The organism is Ruminococcus sp. RTP21484sp1_RTP21277st1_D2_RTP21277_210401 (assembly GCF_040924225.1).
Taxonomy (GTDB): Bacteria; Bacillota; Clostridia; order Lachnospirales; family Lachnospiraceae; genus Blautia_A; species Blautia_A faecis.
In genome coordinates, this window is sequence record NZ_JBCOMJ010000042.1 from 1 (window position 1) to 26,414 (window position 26,414).

The following is a 26,414-nucleotide window of genomic DNA, read 5'->3' on the forward strand; positions in this document are numbered from 1 at the left end:
GAAATATTTTCAGCAAACTGTATATTAAGTTATTTTGGAGTGGCACTGATGATAATGATATAGCACGAAAAGTTTTATCATATGTTCCTAATGACTTTTCAGGAAATCTTCTTGATGTTCCAGTTGGAACTGCTGTATTTACGGAAAACAAATGGAGTTCTCTGAAAAATGCACATATTACTTGTATTGATTACAGCATGGATATGCTTGAACAAGCCAGAAAAAGACTTGGTAGTCATGCACATATCAAATGTATTCAGCGGAAAAGATACTGGCAGCGCCTCCCGTAATCATCAGGGGTAACTTTCATCTTCTCACCCCCTTTCCGTGGGGAGTGAGCAGGATGATCCTGTCCGTTGTCAGGGGCCTATGCTGGCCCTGGTCTGCTGACCGCCTCCTTTTCCATCTGATTTTTTGCCGGAAATGACAATCCGCGAAAATCGACAAAAATCGCCCGGCAGGTCGTAAACCTACCGGGCGACGATTTGAAGCGTTTTGTTGTTTTGAAGATTCCATAAAGATTTGAAAAATGGACGGACATAAAAGACGTCCATTACACTATCGGAAAATCAGCAAGGAAGTTTCATAGTAACCTTTGCGCCGCTGGTTTCTTTTGAATTTTCTAAAATAAGCTGACCATTATGTTGTTCCATAATCGAATTTGTAATATATAGACCCATACCAAAGTGTAACTTTGAATTGCGGCTTTGATCGCCCATATAGAACCGTTCCTGTGCGTGGCATAATGCCTCTTTAGAAAACCCCGTTCCCTCGTCTGTGACTGAAATTTCCACGAAACCGTTGTTACTCTGAACATCCACATAAAGCGTTCCGCCTTGCGGGGAGTAGTCCAGCCCATTACTGATAACATTCATAATAGCACGTTCTATCAGCACCCTATCAAATTTCAGCATTTGAGGGAGTGAAACAGTATTCATTTGCAGCCGGATTTCTTTTGTCCGGCATAGTGATTCCATATAACCGAACAAGTGCTGCATGAACGCTGGCAAGTCTATACTTTCAATATGGAGCTGATAACCAACCGCCGCCCGTGATATATCAATCAGGGTTTGAATATATGACTGCATCTGGCCGGAGCTTTCCACGACGTAACCAGCGTATAATCGTTGCTCATCATCAAGATTTGTTTCTGTGAGTAAATCAGCATTTCCTTGAATAACCGTCAGAGGCGTTTTCAAATCATGGGCAAGCGCGGCGATTTGCTCTTTCTGTGTCTGTTCGGTTTTCCATTGCCGTTCTAACGAAATTTTCAGATTATCTTTCATATCTGAAAAAGATGCAAGGACATCTTCAAACTCTTTGATTTTGGCGTGTCCTACTTCAAAATCAAGGTTTTGCTTTGAAACCTCCGCAGTTGCTTCAAAAAGCGGGGTCAGTTGTGTACGCAGGTTCTTAGCAAATCTGGCGGTCAGTATGATAATGACCAGCAGCGAATTTACAGCCATCAGGATAAGCGCAAGCGTGTCAGGAGATGGAAAATATTCCGGTAGCCATGACACTGTAAATTGAGAACCAATATAATACCTTAAAACGCAAAATTCGTTTTCCCGGACAACAAGTGCAAACTCCCTCCCCGTAGCATATTCAATATATTCTCCCTTTGCGTACAGCAGGGCAATTTCTTTTTCATCATCGTCCATATTGCTGTAAAGCTCATTAAAGTTCTTGTCCAGAATTAAGTAGCCGCATCCCTGTGGAATCACAACCTTTGTAATATCCGGGGCAATCGTCAGCGTTGGAATGATCTCTTTTACCTGCAATTCACTTAGATTTGCTCTTGTAGCTAATCCAGCATTTACAGCAAGTCCCTCCAAACCAGAAGGGACAATAATTGCCGCTACCAGCATGACAATGAGGGAGATAGCAAACTGGCGAAACAATATTTTCAATGTAGGTTTCTTTTTCACTCCCATTTATATCCTATCCCCCATACGGTGCTGATCGGACTTATTTTGAAATGCTCCAATTTCGCACGAATATTTTTTATATGCGTTGAGATCGTAGAGTTATCGCCTATTCCATCAAACCCGAAAACGGCTTCATAGATTTGTTCTTTTGTAAAAACCTGTCCCCGGTTTTTCGCAAGGTATTCACAGATTGAATACTCGCTTTTGGTAAGGGGAACCGGCTGTTCTGAAACATACAGTACCTTTGCGGAAAGGTCAAATCTTATATCAGGCTCAAATGAAAGTATGCTGTGATGCTCCCTTTTTTCTCTGCGTAAATGTGCCGCGACACGGGCGCGAAGCTCCTGAATACGAAAAGGTTTCGTAATATAATCATCCGCACCGATGCCCAATCCAAACAATATATCTTCCTCTAATGTCTTTGCGGTCAGAAAGAGAATCGGGCAGTCTACCATATTCCTGATCTGTTTGCAAAACTCAAACCCGTCTGTGCCAGGCATCATCACATCCAAAAGAATGAGGTCATAGAAATGCAGCTTTTTGATGTCTACATCATCCGCATTTTGACAGACTGTTATCAAATATCCATCTTTCCCCAAACTGTTCTTAATCAATTCCAAGATAGAAACTTCATCGTCAACTACAAGTAAGTGGGTCAAAAAATCACCTCCCGCCCCATTATACCACATTGTCGAGGTTACTCATCATTATTTTTAATGTCAGCTTTCCGATATTCATTGTTGATATTTACAGCTACGGCATTGCTTATATCCACATCCACAATACTGTAAACGTAGCCGAAACTGAAATCTTCCCCCGCCACATTTTTGAAGCGTTTCGATACCTGCCCGATTTCTTCTTGCAGTTCTGACATTTCAAGACATTCATCCGTTATGGTATATGTCAGGCCGTTATATGAAATTTCATCATAGTTTGCGGCGTTCAGCTCATAATACGGCAGAGATTCATTTAACGCCTTATTTTTATCGGCGGTATCGCGGAGTGCACCGTAGGCCGATAAGCATATAAGGCTTACAAGCACAATTACCACGGCAAACAGGCACTTTTTATTCACTGTTTTTACCTCCCTCCCAACCATGAAACCAAACCAAACTGGCAATCAGCAGACAAACAGTGCAGCATACAGAAATAATCATACCGCTGAAAAAATCGGTTTTTACCTGTGCATACAGTTGGGGGCTATCCCATGCAAGCACAGTGTAATCCATAGCACGAACGCCCCAGGCCCAGGGAATATATTTCCATGTAGCGTCACCAAGCCCTGTTATCATAAGGGCAGCTATTAAACTCCCTGCAATTCCCAATCCCATAGATGCACCTTTTCCGAAGCTCATTCCCACAAACAAATGAATCAGGTAAATGGGAAGCATGGTAATCAACAATAGAATCCCTGCTTTCAGGTAAAGGCTTGCCGGAGCATCCCTATATAGTGCAGCGAATGTTCCTAACGCTAAAAATGTTGCGCCAAAAGCACAGATCATCAGAAAACCAAGTTTACCAATATACGTTGCCATGCGAGATGGGATTGTTCCCAACAAAAGCTGATAATGCCCGGCCTGATTTTCAATCTGAACAACCAGGCCCACAATAATGCCGATCAGAAACGGGAACGCAACGGCCAGCACTTCCAGATAGGCACTGATTTTGGTTGCCAGTTCCCATCTGGATATATGATAGTAACCCGCAAAAATCGCCGCACATATAATCGGAATCATGCTGTGCATATAGAGCAAAATGCTATGTTTACACTTCTGATATTCTGCTTTCCAGCAGCGAACCACAGATACCATAGTTACCCCACCTCATTTTTCTCAAACCATCTTGCAGTTAAAAATGACAGCGCCGCAAACCAGGCCAGCGAAATGACCAATACAAGTATAATCATCCAAAATGCCATTGCCGTACTCTGATCTGCAACCGGCTCACCATTAGGCAAAATACCTAACACGGAAATCATAAGATGCGGCACCCAGCTATACGGGCAGATCATCCACAAAGAGGTTGTAGCCGTGAAAATTCCTAAAACGCTTCCAAGTCCGGCATTAAGAATAACCGTGACAAAGATACCAACTTTTTTTGATAACCATAAGCACAGCGGAACTTCCCATAGGCTTGCAATGACAATACAAGCTGTTCCGGCCGCAGCCTGCCAAATTCCGATTGTCAGGGGAATTTCGTTGATAACTAATATTGCAAAACCGCCCAACAGATTTAGCGCCAGGAAAATGAAATTCCCCACACAGGAGTAAATACCGGCCACTCCAATTTTTGCTTTCCAGACTTTGTTCTGCGAAACAGGCAATGAAGCAACGGCACGATATTTTAGTTTGCCATTATCCCGCTGTTCAATCAAGGCACAGGTGAGCGTAAGGAATCCAGGATAAAGCAGGATATACCACCAATTATAAGAATTGAGCTGGAACCAAAGAGGGGCAAAAAAGTTCATAAGCGCAGTTACAAACGGGGCCAGAACGATCAGCGTTTTTGTGAAAGTTCTCTTATGCTTTAGGTTCTCTGCCTGAATATATGCCATCTCCATTTAATATCCCTCCTTACCATTTCTGCGAATAACATCCATAAAGAGTTGTTCCAAATCTTCACCGGCGCGAAGCTCTCCCTCATATCCAAGGACGCCGCCAGCAATGATACCTACATGATCTGCAATCTGCTGGACTTCTGACAGAATATGGCTGGACAAAATAACTGTAATCCCTTTGCAGGGAAAAGAGCGAATTAACTCTCGAAGTTCCTCAATCCCTAAAGGGTCAAGGCCGTTAGTCGGTTCATCCAGAATCAAAAGCTGGGGACTGTTCAGCAATGCAATAGCAATACCAAGCCGCTGCTTCATACCAAGAGAAAACTGCCCGGCCCGTTTCTTGCCGGTATTCGTGAGCTGGACAATTTGCAATACCTCGTTAATTCGTGCATCGTCCAGGCCGAGCAATGTAGTTCTGACTTTGAGATTTTCGTATGCAGTCAGATTTTCGTAAAGCGGGGGCATCTCAATCAAAGCACCGATATGCTCCAGATCATTCCGCTTCCACGGGTGGCCGTCAAACTCGATGCTTCCCGATGTGGGGCGTAAAATGCCGGTGAGCATTTTTAAGATCGTGGATTTGCCAGCCCCATTCGGCCCCAGCAGACCATAAACCGAGTTGCGCCGGATGTTCAGTGACACATTGTTTACCGCCATTTGCCCCTTGAAATTTTTGCAGAGGTCAGTCGTTTTCAAAATCATATCCATATAATCAAGTCCTTTCTTTGATTTTACGGATAGCATACCGGGCAATTTTGAAGATTTCATAAAGATTCCCGAAAACAGAATATGAACAATACACCGTAACCGTGGAGCATATCGCAACAAAGTACCAACCTACGCATTTAGGGCCTTAAAAAGCCCTATATTTCAAGGTTTTTCCCGCATAGTCGGCGGGGTATGTGAGTGTTTTATCCTATCCCCGCCATAGTGCCGCTCTAAATGCGTAGAATTTACCAGCAGAAAATCGCCGGTTTCTCTGGCTCCATACTCCCAGATATGGTATCATGGAAAAAATCAATCTGACGGGGGTATCAGGATGGACGGACAAGAAAAGCTGCTGGACTATGAAACAATCAAAGCCGCCGTTGCCGGTGAGAAGTGGGCCACAGAAAAGGTGCTGGCCCACTATGCGGACTACATCGACGAGCTTTCCACGGTGGAGATCAGGCAGCCGGGCGGCAAAGTGAAAAAAGTCATTGACGAGGATATGCGGCAGCACATTTCCTTAAAGCTGCTGGAAGCGTTGCCGAGCTTCCCGCTGGAACAAGAATAACGATCAAGAGGGCTGCACCCTCTTACGCCGCTTTGCGGCTATCACCTGCACACCCCCGAAACAGATACACCCGCTGCGCGTCTGTACCTGTTTCGGGGGCTAATAATGACTGTAACCTACGCCTTTCGGGGCTGATAACCGCCAGTTTCAAGGCTTCTCCCGCACGTTTGCAGAGGTGGGCGAATACTTTATCCTATCCCCGTCAATACTGGGTCCTAAATGCGTAGGAACAGGCAAAAAGAAAAGACGCCGGACGCAAGCGGCCACATATCCCCGTCCATACCCGGCATGGCTGCGGTGATCTTGCCTATCGTCCTGCGTCGGTCTGCGTTGTGGTACATACAGATCAAATTTTCTTCTTCCACGGTAAAGTGCATCATTCCTCATACCTCCAATTCATTTTTCTTGGTTCTGGCCGCCGCCTTTTTCGGGCTGGTGGCCTGTTTGCTGTCGGCAAGCTGCTTGCGGATAGATGGCCGGGGCTTGCGAATACTCACATCACGGCGCTCATCTTTGTTAATCATGGCATATACCTCGTAGCGGACATATGAAAACAATGTTGAATCGAATGTTTTCTAAATTCCAAACTTGCAGGAACCGTATTTGGCGGAGGTGCAGATGCTGTTGGCGCAATACAGGGCAATCCGGCATTAAAAGAGGCTTATGAGATGGGAAAAAAGTTTAAGGGGATGTATATGCAGAAGTGCGGCTTGAGGAACGGATCACTGGTCCCGGTAACTGTATTGCTTGCGCAGGGATTAACGGATTCTTCTTTAAAATATCATCTTCAAAATGCAAAAAATCATGGTGTGACACAAAAAGAGATTGCGGCAGTGATCACACATGCCGCATTCTATGCAGGTTGGCCAAAAGCATGGGCTGTTTTCAATCTTGCAAAGGAAGTGTGGGAAACAGGCGAAGGAGATTTGCCATACGAAGAGGAAGGGATGCGTGCGCATGCAAAAGAGATGGTATTTCCAATTGGTGCACCAAATGATAGTTTTGCACAGTATTTTTCCGGCAGAAGTTTTCTTGCACCGATTTCTACTTCTCAGGTTGGAATTTTCAATGTGACATTCGAACCTGGATGCAGAAATAACTGGCATATCCATCATGCAAAAAGTGGAGGTGGACAGATTCTGGTATGCGTTGCCGGAAGAGGATATTATCAAGAAGAAGGCAAAGAAGCTGTAGAAATGAAGCCAGGCGACTGCATCAATATTCCGGCAGAAGTAAAACACTGGCATGGCGCCGCACCAGATGAATGGTTTAGCCATCTTGCAATAGAGGTTCCGGGCGAAAATGGTTCTAATGAATGGCTTGAACCAGTAAGTGATGAAGAATATGGGAAATTATAATAGGAAGGTGAATGAAATGTTTGATAGAAATATTGTATTGAATAATGGAGTAAAAATTCCACAGCTTGGTCTTGGAACCTGGTTTATTGATGATGATAAGGTTGCTGACGCTGTAAAAGCAGCGGTAGAGATTGGATATAGACATATTGATACTGCACAGGCATATGGTAATGAGCGTGGCGTGGGCAAAGGTTAATCAGTGCGAAGACAGATATGTAGAGGGAAATCGAGCAGCATGGAAAGCTCTTGAGGATGTAACGGACGAATTGAAAGAATAGAATCAGATGGCGTGGATACAAGCTATGAACAACATTTACAATCGGGCGGAAGAGATTGTGATTCATGAGTTGGTTCTGTAATAAAAAGTAAAATAAGCAAGACTGGATGTTATTTATACATTATGTGAATTGGAACCAGTTCGGAAACGGGCTGGTTTCTTTATCGGCAAAATTGCCGCTAAAACTTATAACAAGGTTTTGCTTAAAAATGAGCAAAAAAGGAAAAGTATGCCTTGTAAAACAGATTTTTGATTTACAAGGATAGTTTGGTATTTAATTAAAGATAAATGATGCCGAAAACGGCAAAAACATAAGGCACAAGCAAAGATAAATGTTCGATAATTTGCCGATAATGTGATATACTATATAATAAAGTGTAAATTTTGATTTGAATTATAACGGAGGAGAACAGATGCGATACCTTTCAGTTACTGAAATAGCAAAAAAGTGGAATGTTTCAGAGCGCAGCGTCAGAAATTATTGTGCACAGGGACGTGTACCAGGTGCATTTCTTACCGGTAAGACTTGGAATATTCCTGAAAATGCAGAAAAACCGGAGCGCTCAAACAAAAAGAAAGAGCAGCCAGTTACTTTGCTGGATATTCTGCAGGAGCAGAAAGCAAGTAAGTATTCTGGCGGCATTTACCATAAAACACAGATTGATTTAACATACAACTCCAATCATATTGAGGGCAGCCGTCTGACCTATGATCAGACCAGATACATCTTTGAAACCAACACCATAGGCGTAGAAAACGAAGTGCTGAATGTGGATGATGTGATTGAAACAGCAAATCACTTCCGTTGCATTGATATGATTATTGATAATGCAAAAGCGGCTTTAACAGAAAAGTTTATTAAAGAACTACATTTGATTCTGAAAAATGGAACCAGTGATTCCAGAAAAGATTGGTTTGTTGTTGGTGATTACAAGAAATTGCCGAACGAAGTTGGCGGAATGGAAACAGCACTTCCAGAAGAAGTTGCCGATAAAATGAAAGCTCTGTTGACTGAGTACAACGGAAAAGAAGAAAAGACTTTTGAGGATATTTTGGATTTTCATGTGAAGTTTGAACAGATCCATCCATTCCAGGACGGCAACGGTCGTGTAGGACGTCTGATTATGTTTAAAGAATGTTTGAAATACAATATTGTGCCGTTTATTATCGAAGATAATCTGAAAATGTTCTATTATCGTGGACTGAAAGAATGGAACAATGAAAAAGGTTATCTGACAGATACCTGTCTGACCGCACAGGATAAATATAAAGCATATTTGGATTATTTTAGAATTGTTTATTAAAAGCGATTTCTATAAGTCCTTTTCAAAGTGTCATCTCACACTTTGGTTTGAGGAAAATCATTAGATGAGAGGTACAGCAATGACTGGTGAAAAATTTACATTAATGCAGTATTCGGTTCACGCAATTCTTGGACTGATTGATGCAGAAGATTTTGTTATTCCTGAAATTCAGCGTCCATTTGTATGGAAGCGCAGTCAGGTTAGAGATTTAATAGATTCTTTATATAATGGCTATCCTACTGGCTACATTATTACTTGGAAGAATCCAGATGTAAAAACTAAAGCTAGGTGTCATGACACTGGCAGTGCTTGCTTCTTTTGGGGTGTAGCCTGCAAAGCAGGCTATGCAAAAGCTATAAAACATAAATGGAACTGTGAGAAGTGGTTGAGAATATAATCCTGATAGCGTATAATCAGAGCAAGAAATCGTAAGTGAGGGATAAATTTGAAACGTGAGGAAATTTTTCAATATGTGAAAGAGCAATATGGAACTGAACCGGAATATTTATGGAAAAAAGATCCTGATTCTGCGGTGCTTCGACATAAAAATGGAAAATGGTATGCTATAATTATGGCAGTGGAAAAGAAAACACTGGGATTAGAAGAAGATGGAAAAATTAATATCCTGGATGTAAAATGTGACCCTGATCTGGTTGGGATGATTATTCAAACGCATGGATTTTTACCTGGGTATCATATGAATAAACGGCACTGGATTACGATTCTTCTGGATGAATCTGTCAGTGAAGCTAAGACGCTGGATTTTCTGGATATGAGTTATGATTTAATTGACAGTGGGAAGTAATTAAAAAGGAAGCCTTTCAGAAAAATCTCTGATCGGCTCCCAGGTATTCATTCTGGATATGTATAAGTTGATCGTTGCAACAGGATATTTTCCCAATCTCGTTCATGGCGCAGCACTCGGAGAATATGAATCTCTTTTGTTTCTTCCATTATAATATAAAAAATAATAGAGGGCGGAAAAGATCTTTTATGTATGGAATATCCTCTGTACAGAATTTGAGTTCGGGGAAAGGCAGTACTGAACTGGCTTAAATTCTGCATTTGTTCTTTCAGATCAGATTGAAAACGGTCAGCATGTTGCTGGCCGTTTTCTTCTTCAATATAATCTGCAATGTCGGTGACATCGTAAATTGCTTCCCAGGTTAAAATAATTTTATATTCTTGCATTTCTTCGTGCATCCCTTAATTCTGTGATTTTGTGAAAAGCATCTTCCAGTGGCAATTCACGACCAGCTTCCATATCATCAATTCCCCGGTCTAACATGCGGAGAAGATGATTGTTTTCCTGGTTTTTATCGGTTGTAGGGACCTTTTTTGTTAATTCCATGAAATCACTCCAATCATACGGTTTATAAATAGTGTATGTTGTTCAGAAGTATCTATCCATAGTTTAGCATAGAATGGGCAGCAATACAATTGAATTATTTTGCAGGAGCGTCCGTCAGACCAAGAAGATTTTCGCAGGAAACATTAAATACTTCGGCCAGTGCGACAACTTCGTAGTCGGGAACGAAACGGTTCAGGAGGAACATTTAAAGCGCGTACCAGTTTTCTGATTTTATGAAAACTGGGAACTCGGCCCCCATTTTCAATTTCCTTTAAATATCGGCTGGACATTTCTGCTTTTTCAGCTAATTCCTTATAAGTCAATTTTTGCTCGTGTCGGGCGTTCTTAAAAAACAATTCCAGTTCTTTATCTGTTTGTTTTGGCATATGATACACCTCCATGTTTAGTGTATAGTTCCCTTTCTTGAAAGAAAATGAACTAATATTTCACTAAAAAAGAGGGTGATATTTCACTTTTTAAAAGACATATAAAATTCTAAATTTCCGTAAAACAGATCCGGAGTATTGGAAAGATTAAGAATTATATTGTCTGGTATCATATCCGTCATTACGTGACGGATTGATTGCTGAAGCACTGCAGACACTTACTGAAAAGAAAAGGAATGTTGTGTTATTATCATATTTTATGGATATGAGTGATGCAGACGTTGCCAGAGAAATGAATCTTGTACGCAGCACAATTAATGAGCATCGTAGACGATCACTGGAACTGATGAGAAAAAATATGGAGGAATCTGCAAATGAAAAAAAGTAAAAAACAGAAATGCGCATTTGATTTGCTGCCATTCCATGTTATTGAGGCAGCATCAACTGGTGATACTGAGGAAATCCAGGCAGTGTTGAAGCATTATGAAGGGTACATAACAGTTTTAGCTACCAGAAAAATGTTTGACGAATTTGGACAGGTGCATTACTGTGTAGATGAAACTCTGCGTCAATGCTTGGAAACAAAACTGATTACTAAGACCTTGGGATTTGATACGAAATCATATGTAAGGAAAGGTAATCAGTAAAGGGAGTATTTAATATAGATTCCTTTTCCCCTTCAGGAATTTTTGTACCTTGAAAATTGTATATTGTTTTACATACAGGACGTGAAAATATGTAGAGCCACTAGGTAAATCCGCCATGATATATCTGCTCTGCTAATGGAGTAAATACGAAGAAATGCTGAAATATAACATTGAAGTAAAGGTATGGAGCGAGAAGAATTTGACAAAATGTGCAGCAGCTGCACAGGGCGACGAAGCATATCTGTAATAATGATACTTCCAGAAAAGATCTGGTCATATTTAATGACGGTGCAAAACCGATGTGGGCAGAGTACTGAACTGCCACCTGTATTGTAATTTTATCTGCCGATGACAGTATATAAAATTGTAAATTGTCATGGGCAGATAAAAATGTTTTGTCCAAAGAGAAAAGGAGGAGAGAAGAGTGGCGATTAAAATTGAAAAAGGTAAGATTCCAATTTGGGAAAAATATATGCTTACGGTGGATGAAGCAGTGCAATATTTTGGAATAGGTGAAAAGAAAATAAGGATGTTTATTTCGGAACATCTAAATTCAGAATGTTGCTTTACAGTCCAGGTGGGGTGTAAGTCGTTGATTAACCGTAAGAAATTTGAGGCCTTTCTGGATCAGACTACGTCTTTGTAAAAAATACACGAATAATTTAGTGCTTTAAAGTGGAAATGTTAGCCTTGGTATGATATAATTCCTATATCGTGCTAGAGCCTGTTTGAAAAATCATTCCCGCAATCTGCACGCCCCACTTTGCGGGAGATTTCACCCGAATTCGGTTGCCGTAGCCCGCTACGGCGCCCTCATCCGAGCGAAATCTCCCACAAATTGTGACGCACATCTTGCAGAAAGCCTTTTTCAAACACGCTCTAGGAAGAGATGAATAGGATTGCAAAACCGGCATAGTATGATAAAATAATAGAAAAAAATTAAAAATAATCTGATTATAAGGTTCTTAGGAAGCCTGTTTTCCAGGCTGGTTATTACTAAGAAGTTACTAAATTTGGATAAGAAAATATACGAATTTATGCTGTGATATACAGGAAAATGACAGGATTGAGGATTATCGGAAAATACCTGTAAACAGCGTAAATACAGCATTTCAAGGAGTTTTAAGCAATGATAAGTGTGTTATTTGTTTGCCACGGCACTCTTTGAAAGCTTCTTCAAAAAGCCAGTAAAATCAAGGCCTGGAAGGCATAGGCGGTTGGAAAATAATCCGAAAATAACCCATGGGATTTTTGTGCAGATACTACATATAAATATAGATGATGTTTGGGACGCAACATGATAGAATGGTTACAAGAAAAATTTGTAGGAATATAAAGATATGGAATTAAGATTATTACGCTATTTTTTGACAGTAGCAAAAGAACAGAGCTTTACAAAAGCAGCAGAACAATTGCATATTACCCAGCCAACGCTTTCCAGACAAATGGCGTCATTTGAAGAGAATCTGGGAATAACATTATTTATTCGAAGCGGGAAGAAAATTACACTTACTGATGAGGGGATTCTATTAAAAAGGCGTGCCCTGGAGATCCTTAATCTTGAGGAAAGGACGCTTAAGGAACTGAACAGGAAAGAAGATGTTGTGGAGGGGACCATAACCATTGGCTGTGGTGAATTTGCGGCAGTAGAAACATTGGCGAAAATATGCAAAACATATAAAGAAAAATACCCACTGGTTCAGATTGTACTTCATACTGCAACAGCAGATACGGTGTATGAAATGATGAATAAAGGTCTTGTAGATATTGCGTTATTCATGGAACCGGTGGACACTGAAGGGCTGGATTATATTCGGATATCGGATTGTGACCACTGGTGTGTTGGAATGCGCCCAGATGATCCGCTGGCAGAAAAAGAGTTTATAAAAAAAGAAGATCTCATTGGAAAACCATTGATTCTGCCAGAAAGAACGAATGTTCAAAGCGAACTTGCCAATTGGTTTGGGAAAGACTTTTCGAAACTGCAGATTGCTTTTACAAGTAATCTTGGAACGAATGCCGGAGTTATGGCGGCAAATGGACTGGGGTATCCGGTATCGATCGAAGGTGCTGCAAAGTATTGGCGGGAGGATATTCTTGTACAGCGAAGAATTTCTCCTGAAATCACGACAAACACTGTGATCGCCTGGAGACGGAACATCCCATATTCGCTGGCAGTCCGTAAAATGATAGAAGAAATAAATGCTTTTCGGGCATAAAACAAAATTCAATATAAGCATTAGACATAATGAAGCGATGGAGCTTAAAATAGATGTGTAAGATGAATGTAAATCTTATACATCTATTTTTTTCTGTGAAAAATACGCAAGGAAAGAGGTTTTGTATTATGTGTAAAAAATTAGTTGCATTTTTCAGTGCAAGTGGAACAACAAAAAAAGTAGCAGATATGATTGCAGAGGAAGCAAAAGCAGACTTATTTGAGATTGAGCCGAAGATTCCATATACAAAGGCTGATCTTGACTGGATGGATAAAAAATCCAGAAGCAGTGTGGAAATGAGTGATAAGAAATACAGACCGGAGATTATAAAAAAAGAAATGGATATGAGTTCTTATGATGAGATCCTTCTTGGATTTCCAATCTGGTGGTATGTGGCTCCGACAATCATCAATACATTTTTGGAAACTTATGATTTCAGCGGCAAAAAGATCGTGCTTTTTGCAACATCCGGTGGAAGTGGATTTGGTAATACTGTAAAGGAATTGCAGATATCCGCACCAGATGCGGTGATCACAGAAGGCAGTCTGTTAAATCGTGGAACAAAACAGGAAATCAGTGAGTGGGTAAAATCTTTATAAATAACAGTGCTATGGAGGTATACAGAATATGGAAAAAATAATACAGACAGCAGGAAAAAATGCACTTGGTGAATTTGCACCAGAGTTTGCACATTTTAACGATGATGTGCTTTTCGGTGAAAACTGGAATAATCAGGATATCGATGTAAAAACAAGAAGTATCATTACAGTGGTTGCTCTGATGGCTTCCGGAATTACGGATTCTTCTTTAAAATATCATCTTCAAAATGCAAAAAATCATGGTGTGACACAAAAAGAGATTGCTGCAGTGATCACACATGTCGCATTCTATGCAGGTTGGCCAAAAGCATGGGCTGTATTCAATCTTGCAAAGGAAGTATGGGAAGCAGGCGAAGGAGATTTGCCATACGAAGAGGAAGCAATGTGTGCGCATGCAAAAGAAATGATGTTTCCGATTGGTGCACCAAATGATGGATTTGCACAGTATTTTTCCGGCAGAAGTTTTCTTGCACCGATTTCTACTTCTCAGGTTGGAATTTTCAATGTGACATTCGAACCTGGATGCAGAAATAACTGGCATATTCATCACGCAAAAAGTGGCGGAGGACAGATTCTGGTATGTGTTGCCGGAAGAGGATATTATCAGGAAGAAGGGAAAGATGCTGTAGAAATGAAGCCAGGCGATTGCATCAATATTCCGGCAGAAGTGAAACACTGGCATGGCGCCGCACCGGATGAATGGTTTAGCCATCTTGCAATAGAGGTGCCGGGCGAAAATAGTTCCAATGAATGGCTTGAACCGGTAAGTGATGAAGAATATAGAAAACTAAAATAGGAAGGTTGAAAAAAGTATATTTATAAGACAATTTGCATATGGAGGTTATATTTATGTTGAAAGCAGAAGAATTAAAACTAGTATCTGAATGGGATAAAACTTTTCCAAAAAGTGAAAAAGTAGATCATGAGAAAGTGACATTTGTAAATCGTTATGGAATCACACTTGTTGCAGATTTGTATAAGCCGAAAAATGCATTTGGGAAATATCCAGCGATTGCTGTAAATGGACCATTTGGTGCAGTCAAAGAACAGTGTTCCGGATTATATGCGCAGACGATGGCTGAAAAAGGATATCTTACCATTGCATTTGATCCTTCTTTTACGGGGGAAAGTGGAGGCAATCCAAGATTCATGGCTTCTCCGGATATTAATACAGAAGATTTCATGGCTGCTGTTGATTTCCTGTCTGTTCGGGAAGAGGTAGATCAAGATAGAATAGGAATCATTGGAATTTGTGGCTGGGGTGGAATGGCTCTTAACGCAGCCGCACTTGATACAAGAATAAAAGCAACGGTTGCATCTACCATGTATGATATGACAAGGGTAAATGCGAATGGGTACTTTGATTCTGAGGACAGTGAAGAAGCACGTTATGCAAAGAAACAGTCTCTGAATACCCTCAGAACACAAGAATACTGTAAAGGCGAATATTCTAGAGCTGGTGGTTGTGTTTCTCTTCCGGTTCCAGAGGATGCCCCTTTCTTTGTAAAAGATTATAGTGAGTACTATAAAGGCAGATGTTATCATAAAAGAAGCCTGAATTCCAATGATGGTTGGAATAGTATTGGATGTATGTCATTTATGAATCAGCCAATATTAAAGTACAGCAATGAAATCAGAAGTGCAGTCCTCATTGTTCACGGAGAAAAAGCGCACAGCTATTATTTTGGAAAAGATGCTTATGAAAATATGATTAAGGACAGCAAGTACACATCCAATAAAGAGCTGCTAACAATTCCAGGGGCTGTTCATACAGATCTTTACGATAATCTGGATGTGATCCCATTTGATAAAATCCAGAAATTTTTTGAAGAAAACGGAGTTGGTTAATTATGGCAAAAAAAGTATTGATCATATCGACAAGTCTTCGAGGAGGGAGCAATTCTGAGATACTCGCAAATGAGTGTGCAGAGGGAGCAAAAGAAGCAGGGCATGATGTGGAACTTCTTTCTTTGAAAGGAAAAGATATAAAATATTGTATCGGTTGTCTATCCTGTCAGAGGACTGGGATATGTGTACTGAAGGATGATGTTGCAGATATTATGGCAAAGATAAAGAATGCGGAGGTTGTTGTCTATGCAACCCCAATTTATTATTATGAGATGTGCGGTCAGATGAAAACACTTCTTGATAGATTGAATCCTTTATATTCGGCAGATTATTTATTTAGAGATATTTATATGATTGCAACTGCGGCAGAGAATGATGAAAGTGCATTTGAGAAAGCCTATAATGGGCTGCAAGGCTGGGTAGATTGTTTTGAAAATGCTTCCTTAAAAGGCATGGTCGGTGGCGGTGGAATTGATGCAGCAAATACAGCTGAGAATCATGTGGATATAATGAAGAAGGCATATGAACTTGGAAAAAATTTATAAGTTGATAAAATAATTCTAATTATTAAAACTAATAGTAACTCAATATTATCAATAGCAAAGCTATAAGATTTCAAAAAATGGAGTCTTATAGCTATTTTTTTGCGTAAAAATAAAAAATTATTCTCCAAGACCCTGTAAAAACACCGTTCTTCTTTTGTATATGTGAGAGACAAAAACAAAAAATAAAATTTTTTGCATTTGCCCACTGTATTTTACCCTCTGAGCGTTTCGTTATATGAGGGCGTAAAAAAGAAAGTCTGATGCAGTGGCAAAGAAATTAAATCTATAATACTGGTCAGATAGACAAATCCATCTATTGTCCAGATGTAGGTAATATCCGAACACCAGACTGCATTCGGACGATCAGGATTAAATTGCTCATCAAGGATATTTTGTAATTCAGTGCTGAAATCGGAATCTTTTGTGGTGATCGTCCATGGTTTGCTCAACTGAGCACGGATTTCCATTTGGCGCATATGAGAGCGTTTCAAGTTTTGTGTAAACAGAAAAAACTGATATAAGATATGTCATTAGTTATCGAGGACAGAACCTGTTTTTCAGGCTTCTGTCCTTGTTTGTATTTACGTGATCATATGAAAGGACGAATTGATTATTGTATATTAGAAATTTTAAAACAGATAAGTTGTGTTTTGTTTAACACAATTACAATGTCTGATGCTTTGGCAAAAGTTACAGAGGTCTTGGATTTTACAGAAGAGAACATTGTGGATATATTATCCGATAATCATAAAGTATTGGGATTCTTTGCAAATAATGATTTAGAAGAAGTGAAAAGAAAGAGTGAAGCTATTTTTTCTGCAATTACTACATCAAATGTATATCAAGTCGAATGGGCAGTTTTAGTATTGGAACTGATTGACTGGGTAGGCAAGTTAATGAAATTACAAAAGATGATATAGATTCATGCTGTATAAGTGGAGATAATGATAAAAACGACTGAATATCACAGCGCAAGGGCAGTTATAGACCGTAAAAGTTTGTAGCTGCCCTTTTTGCGTTTACGGAACTTTTGGACAAAATGTCCAGAAGTGGAAGGAGAGCTTATGAAGTATTTACTGCACAGGCTGTATGTTCCACTATAGCGGAATTACAGCTACAAAAAATCAAGGAGGAAAACCATGCAGGAGGAAGTTACACAGAAAACGATTGCCCTTGTTTTCAAGTCCTCAAGGCTGACTGCCGATGTACTGAAAAAAGCCATGAAGATGTATCTGGAGCGCCGAAAAGCCGGACAACAGGCAACACATGGAAAAATGTCAGTGAAAAAGCTGGTCGGTCAAGGTATGGGAGCTTCGAGTATTGAGGTTACGGATAACAACATCAAGTCCTTTGAACGAGTGACAAGGAAATACAATGTTGACTTTGCTGTAAAAAAGGACAAGACGGTGGAACCGCCGAAGTATATGGTATTTTTCAAGGGCAAGGATGCCGATGTGATCACACAGGCATTTAAGGAATTTGTGAAAGTTAATGAGAAGAAGCGTGGCAAAGTATCCGTAAAGGAGAAGCTGGCAGAGTTCAGGGAGCTGCTTGGAAAGGACAAGAACAGGGAAAGAGCAAGGGAACACCAGAAAGACAGGGGGCAGTCGCTATGAGTAAGATTATAGACGGTATTGTCAAAGACTTAAAAGCCATTCCCGAAACGCTGAAGGCTAAGACCGCAGGCGTGGATAAAAAGAAGCTCATTCTTATGAATCTCCCGTATATTCTTGCAGGGTATTTTTGTGACAAGATAGCGTGGCTGTGGCGTGTATCGCCGGGGAGCAACGTTTCCGATAAGATGATGGCAGCCATGAACGGGATGAATGATTTGTTTTCCAATCCGTTGCCGAGCTTTTTCCCGAAAGATCTGCTGGTCGGTATTGTGGGCGGCGTTGCGCTCCGTATTGTGGTGTATTTCAAAGCTAAGAATGCCAAGAAGTTTAGGCAGGGTGTAGAGTACGGTTCCGCAAGGTGGAGTGCATAATTTTAAGTGTAAATGACACATACATGGACGCACAGGAGGTTATGCACATGACTGATTATAGCAAAATTACAGCCCTTTACTCCCGCCTTTCCGTGGGCGACGAGGACAGGGACGGCGGCGAGAGCAACAGCATACAGAACCAAAGAATATTTTTGGAGAACTATGCCAGAGGGCAGCACCTAACCAATATCCGGCACTACATCGACGATGACGAAAGCGGCAGATTTTTTGACCGTTCCGCCTACTCCCGCATGATGGACGATGTGGAAAACGGGAAAATCGGTGTCTGCATTATGAAAGACCTCACCCGCTGGGGGCGTGACTATCTCCAAGTCGGCAACGCGATGGAGATATTCAGACGGAACAATGTGCGCTTTATCGCGGTCAACAACGGGATAGACAGCGAGAAGCCCGACACATTGGAGTTTGCGCCCTTTATCAATATCATGTCGGAGTGGTACGCAAAGGACATCAGCAAGAAAGTGAAAACGGGCATTAAGACCAAAGGTATGAGTGGAAAGCCGATTGTCACCGAAGCCCCTTACGGCTATGTCAAAGACCCGGACAACAAGGATTTTTGGATAATCGACGAAGAAGCCGCCGAGGTTGTCCGTTTGATTTTCCGTCTGTTTATCGGCGGGAAAAACCGCAACCAAATCGCCGTACATCTGACACAGGAGCAAATCCCAACCCCCACTTTCTACATGAAAGACCGCGGGCGGGGAACCTGTAAAAATAAGACGCTCAACGAGGATAACCGCTGCAAGTGGAACAAAGTCACCTTGACCAATATCCTCACACGGCAGGAGTATTGCGGCGATGTGGTCAACTTCAAGACCACAAAGCATTTCCGGGATAAACATAACCACTATGTAGACCGGAGCCAGTGGCACATCACAGAAAATGTGCATGAGCCGATTATCAGCCGCAGCGATTTTGAAACCGTACAGCGGATTTTGGAAAACGCACCCGTCAGACGCCCCAACGGGGACGGGGAAATCCACCCTTTATCCGGCTTGCTTTTCTGTAAGGACTGCGGCGCAAAAATGCACATTCGTATAGATTACCGGAACGGCGGCAAGCGGCACGTTGCTTTTTGCAGCGAGTACCACAAGGGAAAAGCCAAGAACCCCAAATGCCATTCCCCGCACATCATGGACGCGGACTTGCTCATGCAGACCATCGCGGAAGTGCTGAAGAAAATCGAGGACTATTCTATCAGCAACCGGGCGGAGTTTGAAGCATTAGTGAAAAAGAACCTTGCCATGCAGCAGACCGACCAGACCAAAAAGCAGCAGAAGCGTATTCCGCAAATCACGACGCGCCTTGAACTGATTGACAAGGTGCTGAACAAGCTCTATGAGGACAACGCCCTCGGCACGATCCCGCAAGACCGTTATGAGCAGATGTCGCAGAAGTATTCGGAAGAATACTACACGCTGAAAGCGGAGCTTGCCACGCTCCAAAAACAGCTATCCGCTTATGAGAACGCGGGAGGACGGGCGCAGAAGTTTTTGAAGCTGACGGAACGCCATGCCGCCTTTACCGAGCTTACCCCCGCCATTCTCAACGAGTTTATCAGCCGGATTGAAGTGCATGAGCGCGACCAGAAAAGGGCGAGATACGCAATCCAGCACATCAGCATATATTTCAATTATATCGGCAAGTTTGAGAACGAAGTGACACAGCTTGCAGAGCCGACCGAGCAGGAAATCCGGCAAATGCGGGAGGAAATCGAAGAAGCCAAAAAGGAAAAGAGCCGCGCCTACCACCGCAACTATTCAAGGGAATACCGGGCGAGAAATCTTGAAAAGCAGCGGGAGTATGACCGCATGAAAGCGCGGGAATACCGGGCAAAGAGAAAGGCACAGGCAGCCGCCGCACAGCCCGCACAGTAAAACAGAATAACCGTCAACCAAGAGGGATTTTCCGAACTACGGGAAATCCCTCTTTTGCGCCCAAAGAAAGGAGCCGCCTATGGCAAAACAGACCCCCGACAGTATCATCACGACCCAGAGGAACGGGCAGACCATTGTTGCGGAGTTATTTTTCAATCACAGCAGCACAGAAACATTCCGCGACAAGCTGCTCAAACTGGTGCTTGCCGACAGTTCGCGTTTATCCGCGTTTGACGGTCAAGAACCGGAAAAAACGGAAATCTTGCGATAACAGCCGCCCCGACGATACACTCCCCGTCTGGGCGGTTTCTATTTGAAAATCCTCATTTTCCCCAAGTCAAGAGCCGGGAAAAACACCCGAAAAATGCCCCTATTGCGTAACAGGGGCGCAGAAAGGAGAGTTTATGAGAACAGGGCTTACGAAGCAGGAAAAGACCACCGATATTTGGTTTGACGAGAAAGACCCCCTTATCCATATCCGCACCCACAACACCGACTTAAAGAAGCGGCTTGCCGCCTACGCCGGACAGCACCCCGACCAGTGCCGCCAGACCGACGCAGACCCCGAAACGGACTGCATGGAGTTTGATATTGCAAAGGGGCGTTTCTCTTTCCGTCTGACCGCCCCATACAACGAGGAACGGCGGGAAGCTGCGCGGCGGTCTGCCAGAGAAAACAAGGCCACTGACAGGCTGAAATGAGGTGGATTTATTCATAACCATGTGCTATGATATTTATAGATAGTGAAACTTCCTTTCAATTTTTTCGTCTATACAAGTAACAGAGAAGAACAGGAGGCTTGTTCCATGAGAAAAAAGAGATTGATGATTGCAATAGCTTGTATCATTTTAGTAGGTATCGCGGTAATCGTATTTTTTTCACAACAGGGGAAAAAACCGTATAAGGATTTGGACGCAGCGCAGATTGTTTCCGCTAAAGTGTTATTAACACCGCCAGACAAAACGATTGAGATTGAAAATATCCAAGAATTAGTTGAATATTTGAATGATGTTGTTGTCTATAATGAGGATAATTCTTACACAGAGTATGATGGACAAGGCGTTGTTTTTACCTTGACTATGGTAGACGGTACACAAACAGATATTATGGCGTATAACCCATTTATTGTCATTGACGGTATCGGTTATAAGACAAAATATGAGCCATGTGAAGCACTCAACAGCTATGCAAATGAATTACTAAACTCTGGGACTGCCAATATAATTTTGGAAGAACCGCCCACATTAAGCGTTGTGAGTGACGAAACCGCTATCGGCGCAGTATTAGGAACTTATTCGTGGCAAAAAACAAATATTGACGGAACTGCTGAAAGCACAATAGCTGATAGCCCACACCCGTTAGAGTGCAAGGATCTGTTGTCCCCGCCATTTGAAACAACAGAAACAACAGCTACATTAAGATTTACAGAAGACCCAGATACAATTTTAAGTGTGCAGTGCTGGAGTGACGAACATTGGGGAGAGCCTGCTACAAACAGCGAAGATGTAACTATTGTTGGAAACGTACTCACTCTTAAACTGGGCGGATATATTTATGAAGTAACAGCTGAATGGAATACTGAAAATGGCTATGGCGGAACAGCAAGCTATTTTATATATTTGAAAACAGCAGACTGAAATTGAATAGCCACCCACAAGGGCAGCCGAGAAAATCGACTGTCCTTTTTCTATGCCGACAGGCAGAAAGGAGCGACCACCCATGACGAAACCGAGAACAAAAACCTTTGAAGAACTGACCGCCGAGATTGAGGACGGAAAGAAGAAAATTCGGCAGTTTGAGAACCGGGAAAAAATGTTGCGTCAGAAGTTATCCAAAGAGGAACGCAGAACGCGCAGCCACCGCCTTATCGTCCGGGGCGCAGTCTTTGAAAGCATTGTGCCGGAAGCAAAGAACATGACCGACGAGGAAGCCACAGCACTTCTCCGGCTTGCCTTGACGAGTGAACCAGCGCGGGAATATCTGAAAAAACGAGCCGAGGGAGCGACAAGCTGAAAATCCCTTAGGAACTAAGGGCGCACTTATACACCCTTGCGGGCGTGTGCGCTCTGCCGAGGGCTTATCTCCGCACAGGGAGATTTCCCCGCGCTCCGATATGGCGGCTTTGCCGCAACAAGGGGCTGCACCCCTTGCGCCGCTTTGCGGCTATCCCTGCACACCCACAAAAACAGTACACCCGCCGTTGGCGTCTGTACCTTTTTTGCGGGTTTTATTATCCTATCCGGGAGGTGATACCCATAGCCATTTACCATTGGAACATCGGCATTGTGAGCCGAGGAAAAGGCAAATCAGCCGTTGCCGCAGCCGCCTACCGAAGCGGCGAAAAGCTGACAAACGAATGGGACGGAATGACCCATGACTACACCCGCAAAGGCGGCGTTGTCCATACAGAAATCATGCTGCCGCCCCACGCGCCACCCTCATTCTCTGACCGTTCAACCTTGTGGAACAGCGTGGAGCTTTACGAGAAAGCCGGGAACGCCCAGCTTGCCAGAGAGATTGACGCGGCGCTCCCCATAGAATTATCCAGAGAGGAACAGATCCGGCTTGTCCGGGAATACTGTTCCTCTCAATTTGTTTCCAGAGGAATGTGTGTGGATTTTGCTATCCACGACACCAACAGCGGCAATCCCCATTGTCATATCATGCTGACTATGCGCCCCCTTGACGGGCGCGGCGCGTGGGCGGCGAAATCCAAAAAGGAATATGACCTTGATGAAAACGGTGAGCGTATCCGCTTGCCAAGCGGCAGATACAAGACGCACAAAATTGACCTTACAGGCTGGAACGACAAGGACAACACCCTTTTGTGGCGCAAGGCGTGGGCTGACTATACCAACGACTTTTTGGAGAGAAACGGAAGCCCGGAGCGTATCGACCACCGCAGCAACGCCGAGCGCGGCATTGACGAGATACCCACCGTCCACATGGGCGTGGCGGCTTGCCAGATGGAGAAGAAAGGTGTAGCCACCGAGAAAGGCGAACTGAACCGAAATATCCAAAAAGCAAACCGCCTTATACGGGAAATCCGGGTGCAGATTGGGAAGCTCAAAGAATGGATTGCCGACCTGTTCAAAGTGTGGGAAACCGCCCCGAAGCAGCCGCCGCAATCTCCCAACCTTGCAAATCTGTTGATGAAGTATTTGAGCGTTCAGAGAGAAAAGAGCCGGAAGTATTCGCAAAGTTGGCAGCACCAACACGCAGCCGACGAACTGAAAACCATAGCGGCAGCGGTCAACTATCTTTCCGAGCATGGTATCTCTAATCTTGACGAGCTGGACGCTTCTCTTTCCTCTGTCAGTGATAGAGCCTATTCAATCCGGGAGGGAATGAAAACCGCCGAGGAACGCATGAAGAAGCTGCAAAAGCTAATTGAATACGGGAAGAACTACACAGAGTACAAGCCCATTCACGATGAACTGAAAAAGCTGCAAAACGGCTGGACAAACAAGCGCGATAAGTACGAGGAAGCCCACCGCGCCGAGCTGACCCTATGGAACGCAGCAAGTCGCTATCTCCATGCAAATCTGCCGAAAGGAACAAAGACCTTGCCTATTGCGGAATGGGAACAGGAATATGCTGACCTCAAAACACAGAGGGACAGCGATTATACCAAACTGAAAGATACCCGCACCAATGTTTCAGAGCTTCAAAAAATCCGCAAATGCGTGGATATTGCACTCCGCGCCGACCAACCGGAGCAGACGCAGAGCCGCACCAAACGGCATGATATAGACCGCTGAAAGGAGTTGAACTTTTATGTATTACACCCAAGAACAGATAGACCGCGCCAACCAAGCCGACCTTGTTTCTTTCCTGCAATCACAGGGCGAGCAGCTTACCCGTGCCGGAAATGAATACCGCTGGAAGCGGCACGACAGCTTGACTATCCGGGGAAACAAATGGTACAGGCACAGCCAAAGCAAAGGCGGCGGCCCCGTTGATTTTGTCATGGAGTTTTTCGGCAAGAGCTTCACCGAAGCCGTTGAACTGCTGACAGGCGAAAAAGGAGCCGCCCCGCCGCCGGACAGACCAAGCCCCGCGCCCCTATCCGACTTCCGACTGCCACCCCGCAGCACCGACAACCGCATAGCGAGGAACTACCTCACAGCAGCCCGCCGCATTGATGAAGATGTGACGGGCTTTTTCTTTTCCACCGGGGATATTTACGAGGAAGCCGCCCACCATAACGCCGTATTTGTCGGCAGAGATGAAAGCGGCATACCGCGATACGCCCATCAGCGCGGCACAGCCGGGAGTTTTCGGCTTGATGTGAAAGGCAGCGACAAAGCCTTTAACTTCTGCTACCGTGGCGAGGACGAAAGGTTGTTTGTCTTTGAAGCCCCGATAGACCTCTTATCTTTCCTCTGCCTGTTCAAAAAGGACTGGCAGAAGCAAAGCTATCTGGCGTTGGGCGGCGTGGGAGAAAAAGCCCTGTTGCGCTTTCTCTCTGACCGTCCGAACATCAAGACCGTGTACCTCTGCCTTGACAGCGATCAAGCCGGAAACGACGCTTGCAGCCGCCTTGCAGAGCTTGTGCCGGAGGGCTTGACCGTCCATCGGCTTATCCCTCTTTTCAAGGACTGGAACGAGGTATTGCAGCACCGGGCAGAAATCACAGACGGGAAGTATTTGCGGGAAGCAATCTACGGCTTGAAAGAGCCGCCGCAGGAAGAAACCGTTGAGATTATCCGCATGAGCGAGGTTGACACACAGACCGTTGAATGGCTATGGGAGCCGTATATTCCCTTTGGGAAAGTAACCATTGTGCAGGGCAATCCCGGCGAGGGCAAGACCACTTTTGCCCTACGCCTTGCCGCCGCCTGCACCACCGGGGGAACGCTGCCGGGAATGAAGCCCTTGCCGCCATTCCAAGTAATTTACCAGACCGCCGAGGACGGGCTGGGCGATACCGTCAAGCCACGCTTGATAGAAGCCGCCGCAGACCTTGACCGGGTACTTGTGATTGATGAAGCCAAGCGGGAGCTTACCCTCTCCGACGAGCGCATAGAAAAGGCAATCACGCAGAACGGGGCGCGGCTGATTATCCTTGACCCCATACAGGCGTACATGGGCGAAAAGACCGACATGAACCGGGCAAACGAAGTGCGCCCCATGTTCCGCCGCCTTGCCGATGTTGCCGAGCGTACCGGGTGCGCCGTTATCCTTATCGGACATCTCAACAAAGCTGCCGGAGGGCAGAGCGCATACCGGGGCTTAGGTTCTATCGACTTCCGCGCCGCAGCAAGGAGCGTCCTGCTGATCGGGCGCGTGAAGCGAGAGCCGAATGTGCGCGTTATCGTCCATGACAAATCTTCCCTTGCGCCGGAGGGCAAGCCCGTTGCCTTTTGCCTTGACCCGGAAACGGGCTTTTCGTGGATAGGCGAATACGACATCACCGCCGACGAACTGCTGTCCGGCGCGGGCGGCAACAACGCCACCAAAACCGAGCAAGCCGAAAGGCTGATACTTGACCTGCTTGCAGACGGGAAAGAGCTTGCCAGCGAGGACATTGTAAAAGCCGCAGTCGAAGCCGGAATATCCGAGAGGACGGTACAGAACGCCAAGCGCAACATGGGCGGCATTTTAGGCGCAAGGCGTGTCGGCGGTCAATGGTACAACTTCATCAAGAAGAAGCAACCACCCGAACCCGCAAGCTGAAAGTGCAAAACGCAGACCCTTTGCACTTTGCACTTTCGCACTTTCACGATAATTTGCGTCAATAACTCAAAAAAGCACTTGACAAAACGCTTCATGGGGAAATGCAAAGGATATAGAGCCTTATGTCGATCCGGTCTTTGAGAACAATGTCATACTGACAGAAACGGAAAGGCTGATGATGTCGGGCAGACCAAAGCAGCCGAAGTATGCAAGAAATAAAAACATTCTTGTTATCGGCGGTTCCGGTTCCGGCAAGACTCGCTTTTTTGTGAAACCCAACCTGATGCAGATGCACAGCTCCTACGTTGTCACTGATCCGAAAGGAACGGTGCTTGTGGAGTGTGGGAAAATGCTGTTAAAGAACGGGTACAAAGTAAAAGTTCTGAACATCATTAACTTTAAAAAATCAATGCACTACAATCCTTTCGCTTATATCCGGAGTGAAAGCTGAACGGATTGAAAGAACTGCTGAAATGAAAGGAGTTGCCTATGACAGAAAACAAACAGAACAAAAATGACCGCACCGACCGCCGCCCCGTGTGATATAATTCCTTT

At 43.8% G+C, this 26,414-nt stretch carries 37 protein-coding genes and 3 pseudogenes; 27 read left to right on the forward strand and 13 right to left on the reverse strand.

Annotated elements, in window-relative coordinates:
- Positions 1–290: pseudogene (locus AB5706_RS20820) on the forward strand (class I SAM-dependent methyltransferase); the annotation flags it as partial.
- Positions 291–569: 279 nt separating this feature from the next.
- On the opposite strand, the gene AB5706_RS20825 reads toward AB5706_RS20820, so the two are convergent.
- Genes AB5706_RS20825 through AB5706_RS20850 form a run of 6 tightly spaced genes read right to left on the reverse strand, consistent with a single transcriptional unit; the run spans position 570 to position 5,193 of the window.
- The gene (locus AB5706_RS20825) at positions 570–1,934 is read right to left on the reverse strand and encodes a sensor histidine kinase (protein ID WP_173772847.1); all 1,365 of its coding nucleotides are present in this window, start codon (positions 1,932–1,934) and stop codon (positions 570–572) included.
- Entirely contained in the window at positions 1,925–2,587 is a 663-nt protein-coding gene (locus AB5706_RS20830; protein WP_173716263.1) for a response regulator transcription factor, read from the reverse strand. The genes AB5706_RS20825 and AB5706_RS20830 overlap by 10 nt, the downstream gene beginning before the upstream one ends.
- 38 nt (positions 2,588–2,625) lie before the next feature.
- Positions 2,626–3,003: a NisI/SpaI family lantibiotic immunity lipoprotein gene (locus AB5706_RS20835; protein WP_330656053.1), complete on the reverse strand. Its 378-nt coding sequence runs from the start codon at positions 3,001–3,003 to the stop codon at positions 2,626–2,628.
- Positions 2,996–3,739, reverse strand: a complete 744-nt coding sequence (locus AB5706_RS20840; protein WP_025580193.1) for a lantibiotic immunity ABC transporter MutG family permease subunit — start codon at positions 3,737–3,739, stop codon at positions 2,996–2,998. The genes AB5706_RS20835 and AB5706_RS20840 overlap by 8 nt, the downstream gene beginning before the upstream one ends.
- Before the next feature lie 2 nt (positions 3,740–3,741).
- On the reverse strand, positions 3,742–4,488 hold the full coding sequence (locus AB5706_RS20845; protein ID WP_215659774.1) for a lantibiotic immunity ABC transporter MutE/EpiE family permease subunit: 747 nt from the start codon (positions 4,486–4,488) through the stop codon (positions 3,742–3,744).
- The gene (locus tag AB5706_RS20850; protein ID WP_025580190.1) at positions 4,489–5,193 is read right to left on the reverse strand and encodes a lantibiotic protection ABC transporter ATP-binding protein; all 705 of its coding nucleotides are present in this window, start codon (positions 5,191–5,193) and stop codon (positions 4,489–4,491) included. It lies immediately after the preceding gene.
- Between the two features lie 331 nt (positions 5,194–5,524).
- Here AB5706_RS20850 and AB5706_RS20855 point away from each other — a divergent pair, with 331 nt between their 5' ends.
- Positions 5,525–5,761: a helix-turn-helix domain-containing protein gene (locus AB5706_RS20855; RefSeq protein ID WP_118064609.1), complete on the forward strand. Its 237-nt coding sequence runs from the start codon at positions 5,525–5,527 to the stop codon at positions 5,759–5,761.
- Between the two features lie 215 nt (positions 5,762–5,976).
- Here AB5706_RS20855 and AB5706_RS20860 read toward each other — a convergent pair whose 3' ends face one another.
- Together AB5706_RS20860 and AB5706_RS20865 are read right to left on the reverse strand one after the other, a co-directional pair.
- A complete protein-coding gene (locus AB5706_RS20860) occupies positions 5,977–6,141 on the reverse strand; it encodes a transposon-transfer assisting family protein (RefSeq protein ID WP_173716267.1) in 165 nt (54 codons plus the stop codon).
- 3 nt (positions 6,142–6,144) lie between these two features.
- Entirely contained in the window at positions 6,145–6,285 is a 141-nt protein-coding gene (locus AB5706_RS20865) for a hypothetical protein (RefSeq protein ID WP_021651320.1), read from the reverse strand.
- Positions 6,286–6,462: 177 nt separating this feature from the next.
- On the opposite strand from AB5706_RS20865, the pseudogene AB5706_RS20870 reads away from it, so the two are divergent.
- The 6 genes and pseudogenes from AB5706_RS20870 to AB5706_RS20895 all read left to right on the forward strand — a co-directional run.
- Positions 6,463–7,119: pseudogene (locus tag AB5706_RS20870) on the forward strand (carboxymuconolactone decarboxylase family protein); the annotation flags it as partial.
- A gap of 16 nt (positions 7,120–7,135) precedes the next feature.
- Positions 7,136–7,315: an aldo/keto reductase gene (locus tag AB5706_RS20875; protein ID WP_330386277.1), complete on the forward strand. Its 180-nt coding sequence runs from the start codon at positions 7,136–7,138 to the stop codon at positions 7,313–7,315.
- Between the two features lie 88 nt (positions 7,316–7,403).
- Positions 7,404–7,478, forward strand: coding sequence for a TnpV protein (locus AB5706_RS20880; protein WP_118582616.1), 75 nt, complete (start codon positions 7,404–7,406; stop codon positions 7,476–7,478).
- 331 nt (positions 7,479–7,809) lie between these two features.
- Positions 7,810–8,700 (forward strand): Fic family protein, encoded by an 891-nt coding sequence (locus tag AB5706_RS20885; RefSeq protein WP_173716268.1) that lies wholly within the window; start codon positions 7,810–7,812, stop codon positions 8,698–8,700.
- A 64-nt stretch (positions 8,701–8,764) separates the two neighbouring features.
- Positions 8,765–9,097 (forward strand): DUF262 domain-containing protein, encoded by a 333-nt coding sequence (locus tag AB5706_RS20890; protein WP_244095602.1) that lies wholly within the window; start codon positions 8,765–8,767, stop codon positions 9,095–9,097.
- A 48-nt stretch (positions 9,098–9,145) separates the two neighbouring features.
- Positions 9,146–9,505, forward strand: coding sequence for an MmcQ/YjbR family DNA-binding protein (locus tag AB5706_RS20895; RefSeq protein ID WP_173736014.1), 360 nt, complete (start codon positions 9,146–9,148; stop codon positions 9,503–9,505).
- 47 nt (positions 9,506–9,552) lie between these two features.
- Here the strand turns inward: AB5706_RS20895 and AB5706_RS20900 are convergent, their stop codons facing one another.
- The 3 genes from AB5706_RS20900 to AB5706_RS20910 all read right to left on the reverse strand — a co-directional run bounded on the left by AB5706_RS20900 (position 9,553) and on the right by AB5706_RS20910 (position 10,437).
- Complete coding sequence (locus AB5706_RS20900; protein WP_173736013.1) at positions 9,553–9,891, reverse strand: type II toxin-antitoxin system RelE/ParE family toxin; 339 nt, start codon at positions 9,889–9,891, stop codon at positions 9,553–9,555.
- Complete coding sequence (locus AB5706_RS20905; RefSeq protein ID WP_173736012.1) at positions 9,878–10,051, reverse strand: hypothetical protein; 174 nt, start codon at positions 10,049–10,051, stop codon at positions 9,878–9,880. Before AB5706_RS20905 ends, AB5706_RS20900 begins: the two co-directional genes overlap by 14 nt.
- Positions 10,052–10,194: 143 nt before the next feature.
- Positions 10,195–10,437: a helix-turn-helix domain-containing protein gene (locus AB5706_RS20910; RefSeq protein ID WP_227201021.1), complete on the reverse strand. Its 243-nt coding sequence runs from the start codon at positions 10,435–10,437 to the stop codon at positions 10,195–10,197.
- Between the two features lie 241 nt (positions 10,438–10,678).
- Between AB5706_RS20910 and AB5706_RS20915 the strand changes: the two genes are divergently transcribed.
- The 3 genes from AB5706_RS20915 to AB5706_RS20925 all read left to right on the forward strand — a co-directional run bounded on the left by AB5706_RS20915 (position 10,679) and on the right by AB5706_RS20925 (position 11,730).
- Entirely contained in the window at positions 10,679–10,825 is a 147-nt protein-coding gene (locus AB5706_RS20915; RefSeq protein WP_334285713.1) for a hypothetical protein, read from the forward strand.
- Positions 10,812–11,084, forward strand: a complete 273-nt coding sequence (locus AB5706_RS20920; protein ID WP_173736011.1) for a helix-turn-helix domain-containing protein — start codon at positions 10,812–10,814, stop codon at positions 11,082–11,084. The genes AB5706_RS20915 and AB5706_RS20920 overlap by 14 nt, the downstream gene beginning before the upstream one ends.
- A gap of 424 nt (positions 11,085–11,508) precedes the next feature.
- The gene (locus tag AB5706_RS20925; protein WP_243111571.1) at positions 11,509–11,730 is read left to right on the forward strand and encodes an excisionase; all 222 of its coding nucleotides are present in this window, start codon (positions 11,509–11,511) and stop codon (positions 11,728–11,730) included.
- Positions 11,731–11,791: 61 nt separating this feature from the next.
- Here the strand turns inward: AB5706_RS20925 and AB5706_RS23265 are convergent, their stop codons facing one another.
- Positions 11,792–11,998: a DUF6783 domain-containing protein gene (locus AB5706_RS23265; RefSeq protein ID WP_442973286.1), complete on the reverse strand. Its 207-nt coding sequence runs from the start codon at positions 11,996–11,998 to the stop codon at positions 11,792–11,794.
- A gap of 426 nt (positions 11,999–12,424) precedes the next feature.
- On the opposite strand from AB5706_RS23265, the gene AB5706_RS20940 reads away from it, so the two are divergent.
- From AB5706_RS20940 to AB5706_RS20960, 5 genes are all read left to right on the forward strand, one after another.
- Positions 12,425–13,303 (forward strand): LysR family transcriptional regulator, encoded by an 879-nt coding sequence (locus AB5706_RS20940; protein ID WP_173736010.1) that lies wholly within the window; start codon positions 12,425–12,427, stop codon positions 13,301–13,303.
- 128 nt (positions 13,304–13,431) lie between these two features.
- Positions 13,432–13,902, forward strand: coding sequence for a flavodoxin (locus AB5706_RS20945; RefSeq protein ID WP_173736009.1), 471 nt, complete (start codon positions 13,432–13,434; stop codon positions 13,900–13,902).
- Between the two features lie 28 nt (positions 13,903–13,930).
- On the forward strand, positions 13,931–14,698 hold the full coding sequence (locus AB5706_RS20950; RefSeq protein WP_173736008.1) for a carboxymuconolactone decarboxylase family protein: 768 nt from the start codon (positions 13,931–13,933) through the stop codon (positions 14,696–14,698).
- Between the two features lie 53 nt (positions 14,699–14,751).
- On the forward strand, positions 14,752–15,750 hold the full coding sequence (locus AB5706_RS20955) for an alpha/beta hydrolase (protein ID WP_173736007.1): 999 nt from the start codon (positions 14,752–14,754) through the stop codon (positions 15,748–15,750).
- 2 nt (positions 15,751–15,752) lie between these two features.
- Positions 15,753–16,295: a flavodoxin family protein gene (locus AB5706_RS20960; protein ID WP_173736006.1), complete on the forward strand. Its 543-nt coding sequence runs from the start codon at positions 15,753–15,755 to the stop codon at positions 16,293–16,295.
- A 212-nt stretch (positions 16,296–16,507) separates the two neighbouring features.
- Here the strand turns inward: AB5706_RS20960 and AB5706_RS20965 are convergent, their stop codons facing one another.
- A complete protein-coding gene (locus AB5706_RS20965) occupies positions 16,508–16,771 on the reverse strand; it encodes a hypothetical protein (protein ID WP_244095601.1) in 264 nt (87 codons plus the stop codon).
- Positions 16,772–16,888: 117 nt separating this feature from the next.
- Between AB5706_RS20965 and AB5706_RS20970 the strand changes: the two genes are divergently transcribed.
- The 11 genes and pseudogenes from AB5706_RS20970 to AB5706_RS21020 all read left to right on the forward strand — a co-directional run.
- Positions 16,889–17,215 (forward strand): hypothetical protein, encoded by a 327-nt coding sequence (locus AB5706_RS20970; RefSeq protein WP_173736005.1) that lies wholly within the window; start codon positions 16,889–16,891, stop codon positions 17,213–17,215.
- Between the two features lie 219 nt (positions 17,216–17,434).
- A complete protein-coding gene (locus AB5706_RS20975; protein WP_173736004.1) occupies positions 17,435–17,911 on the forward strand; it encodes a PcfB family protein in 477 nt (158 codons plus the stop codon).
- Positions 17,908–18,282: a conjugal transfer protein TraG gene (locus tag AB5706_RS20980; RefSeq protein WP_173736003.1), complete on the forward strand. Its 375-nt coding sequence runs from the start codon at positions 17,908–17,910 to the stop codon at positions 18,280–18,282. Before AB5706_RS20975 ends, AB5706_RS20980 begins: the two co-directional genes overlap by 4 nt.
- Before the next feature lie 23 nt (positions 18,283–18,305).
- Positions 18,306–20,180, forward strand: a complete 1,875-nt coding sequence (locus AB5706_RS20985; RefSeq protein WP_173772759.1) for a recombinase family protein — start codon at positions 18,306–18,308, stop codon at positions 20,178–20,180.
- A 79-nt stretch (positions 20,181–20,259) separates the two neighbouring features.
- Positions 20,260–20,451: a transposon-encoded TnpW family protein gene (locus AB5706_RS20990; RefSeq protein ID WP_173736001.1), complete on the forward strand. Its 192-nt coding sequence runs from the start codon at positions 20,260–20,262 to the stop codon at positions 20,449–20,451.
- A 133-nt stretch (positions 20,452–20,584) separates the two neighbouring features.
- A complete protein-coding gene (locus tag AB5706_RS20995) occupies positions 20,585–20,881 on the forward strand; it encodes a hypothetical protein (RefSeq protein WP_117553194.1) in 297 nt (98 codons plus the stop codon).
- Between the two features lie 105 nt (positions 20,882–20,986).
- A complete protein-coding gene (locus AB5706_RS21000) occupies positions 20,987–21,817 on the forward strand; it encodes a hypothetical protein (protein ID WP_227194785.1) in 831 nt (276 codons plus the stop codon).
- Between the two features lie 82 nt (positions 21,818–21,899).
- Complete coding sequence (locus AB5706_RS21005) at positions 21,900–22,193, forward strand: DUF3847 domain-containing protein (RefSeq protein ID WP_118610504.1); 294 nt, start codon at positions 21,900–21,902, stop codon at positions 22,191–22,193.
- A 134-nt stretch (positions 22,194–22,327) separates the two neighbouring features.
- Positions 22,328–23,941, forward strand: coding sequence for a MobQ family relaxase (mobQ, locus tag AB5706_RS21010; protein WP_330604870.1), 1,614 nt, complete (start codon positions 22,328–22,330; stop codon positions 23,939–23,941).
- 16 nt (positions 23,942–23,957) lie between these two features.
- On the forward strand, positions 23,958–25,859 hold the full coding sequence (locus AB5706_RS21015; RefSeq protein WP_173736000.1) for an AAA family ATPase: 1,902 nt from the start codon (positions 23,958–23,960) through the stop codon (positions 25,857–25,859).
- Between the two features lie 85 nt (positions 25,860–25,944).
- A pseudogene (locus AB5706_RS21020) lies at positions 25,945–26,304 on the forward strand (type IV secretory system conjugative DNA transfer family protein); the annotation flags it as partial.
- Positions 26,305–26,414: the final 110 nt, after the last annotated feature.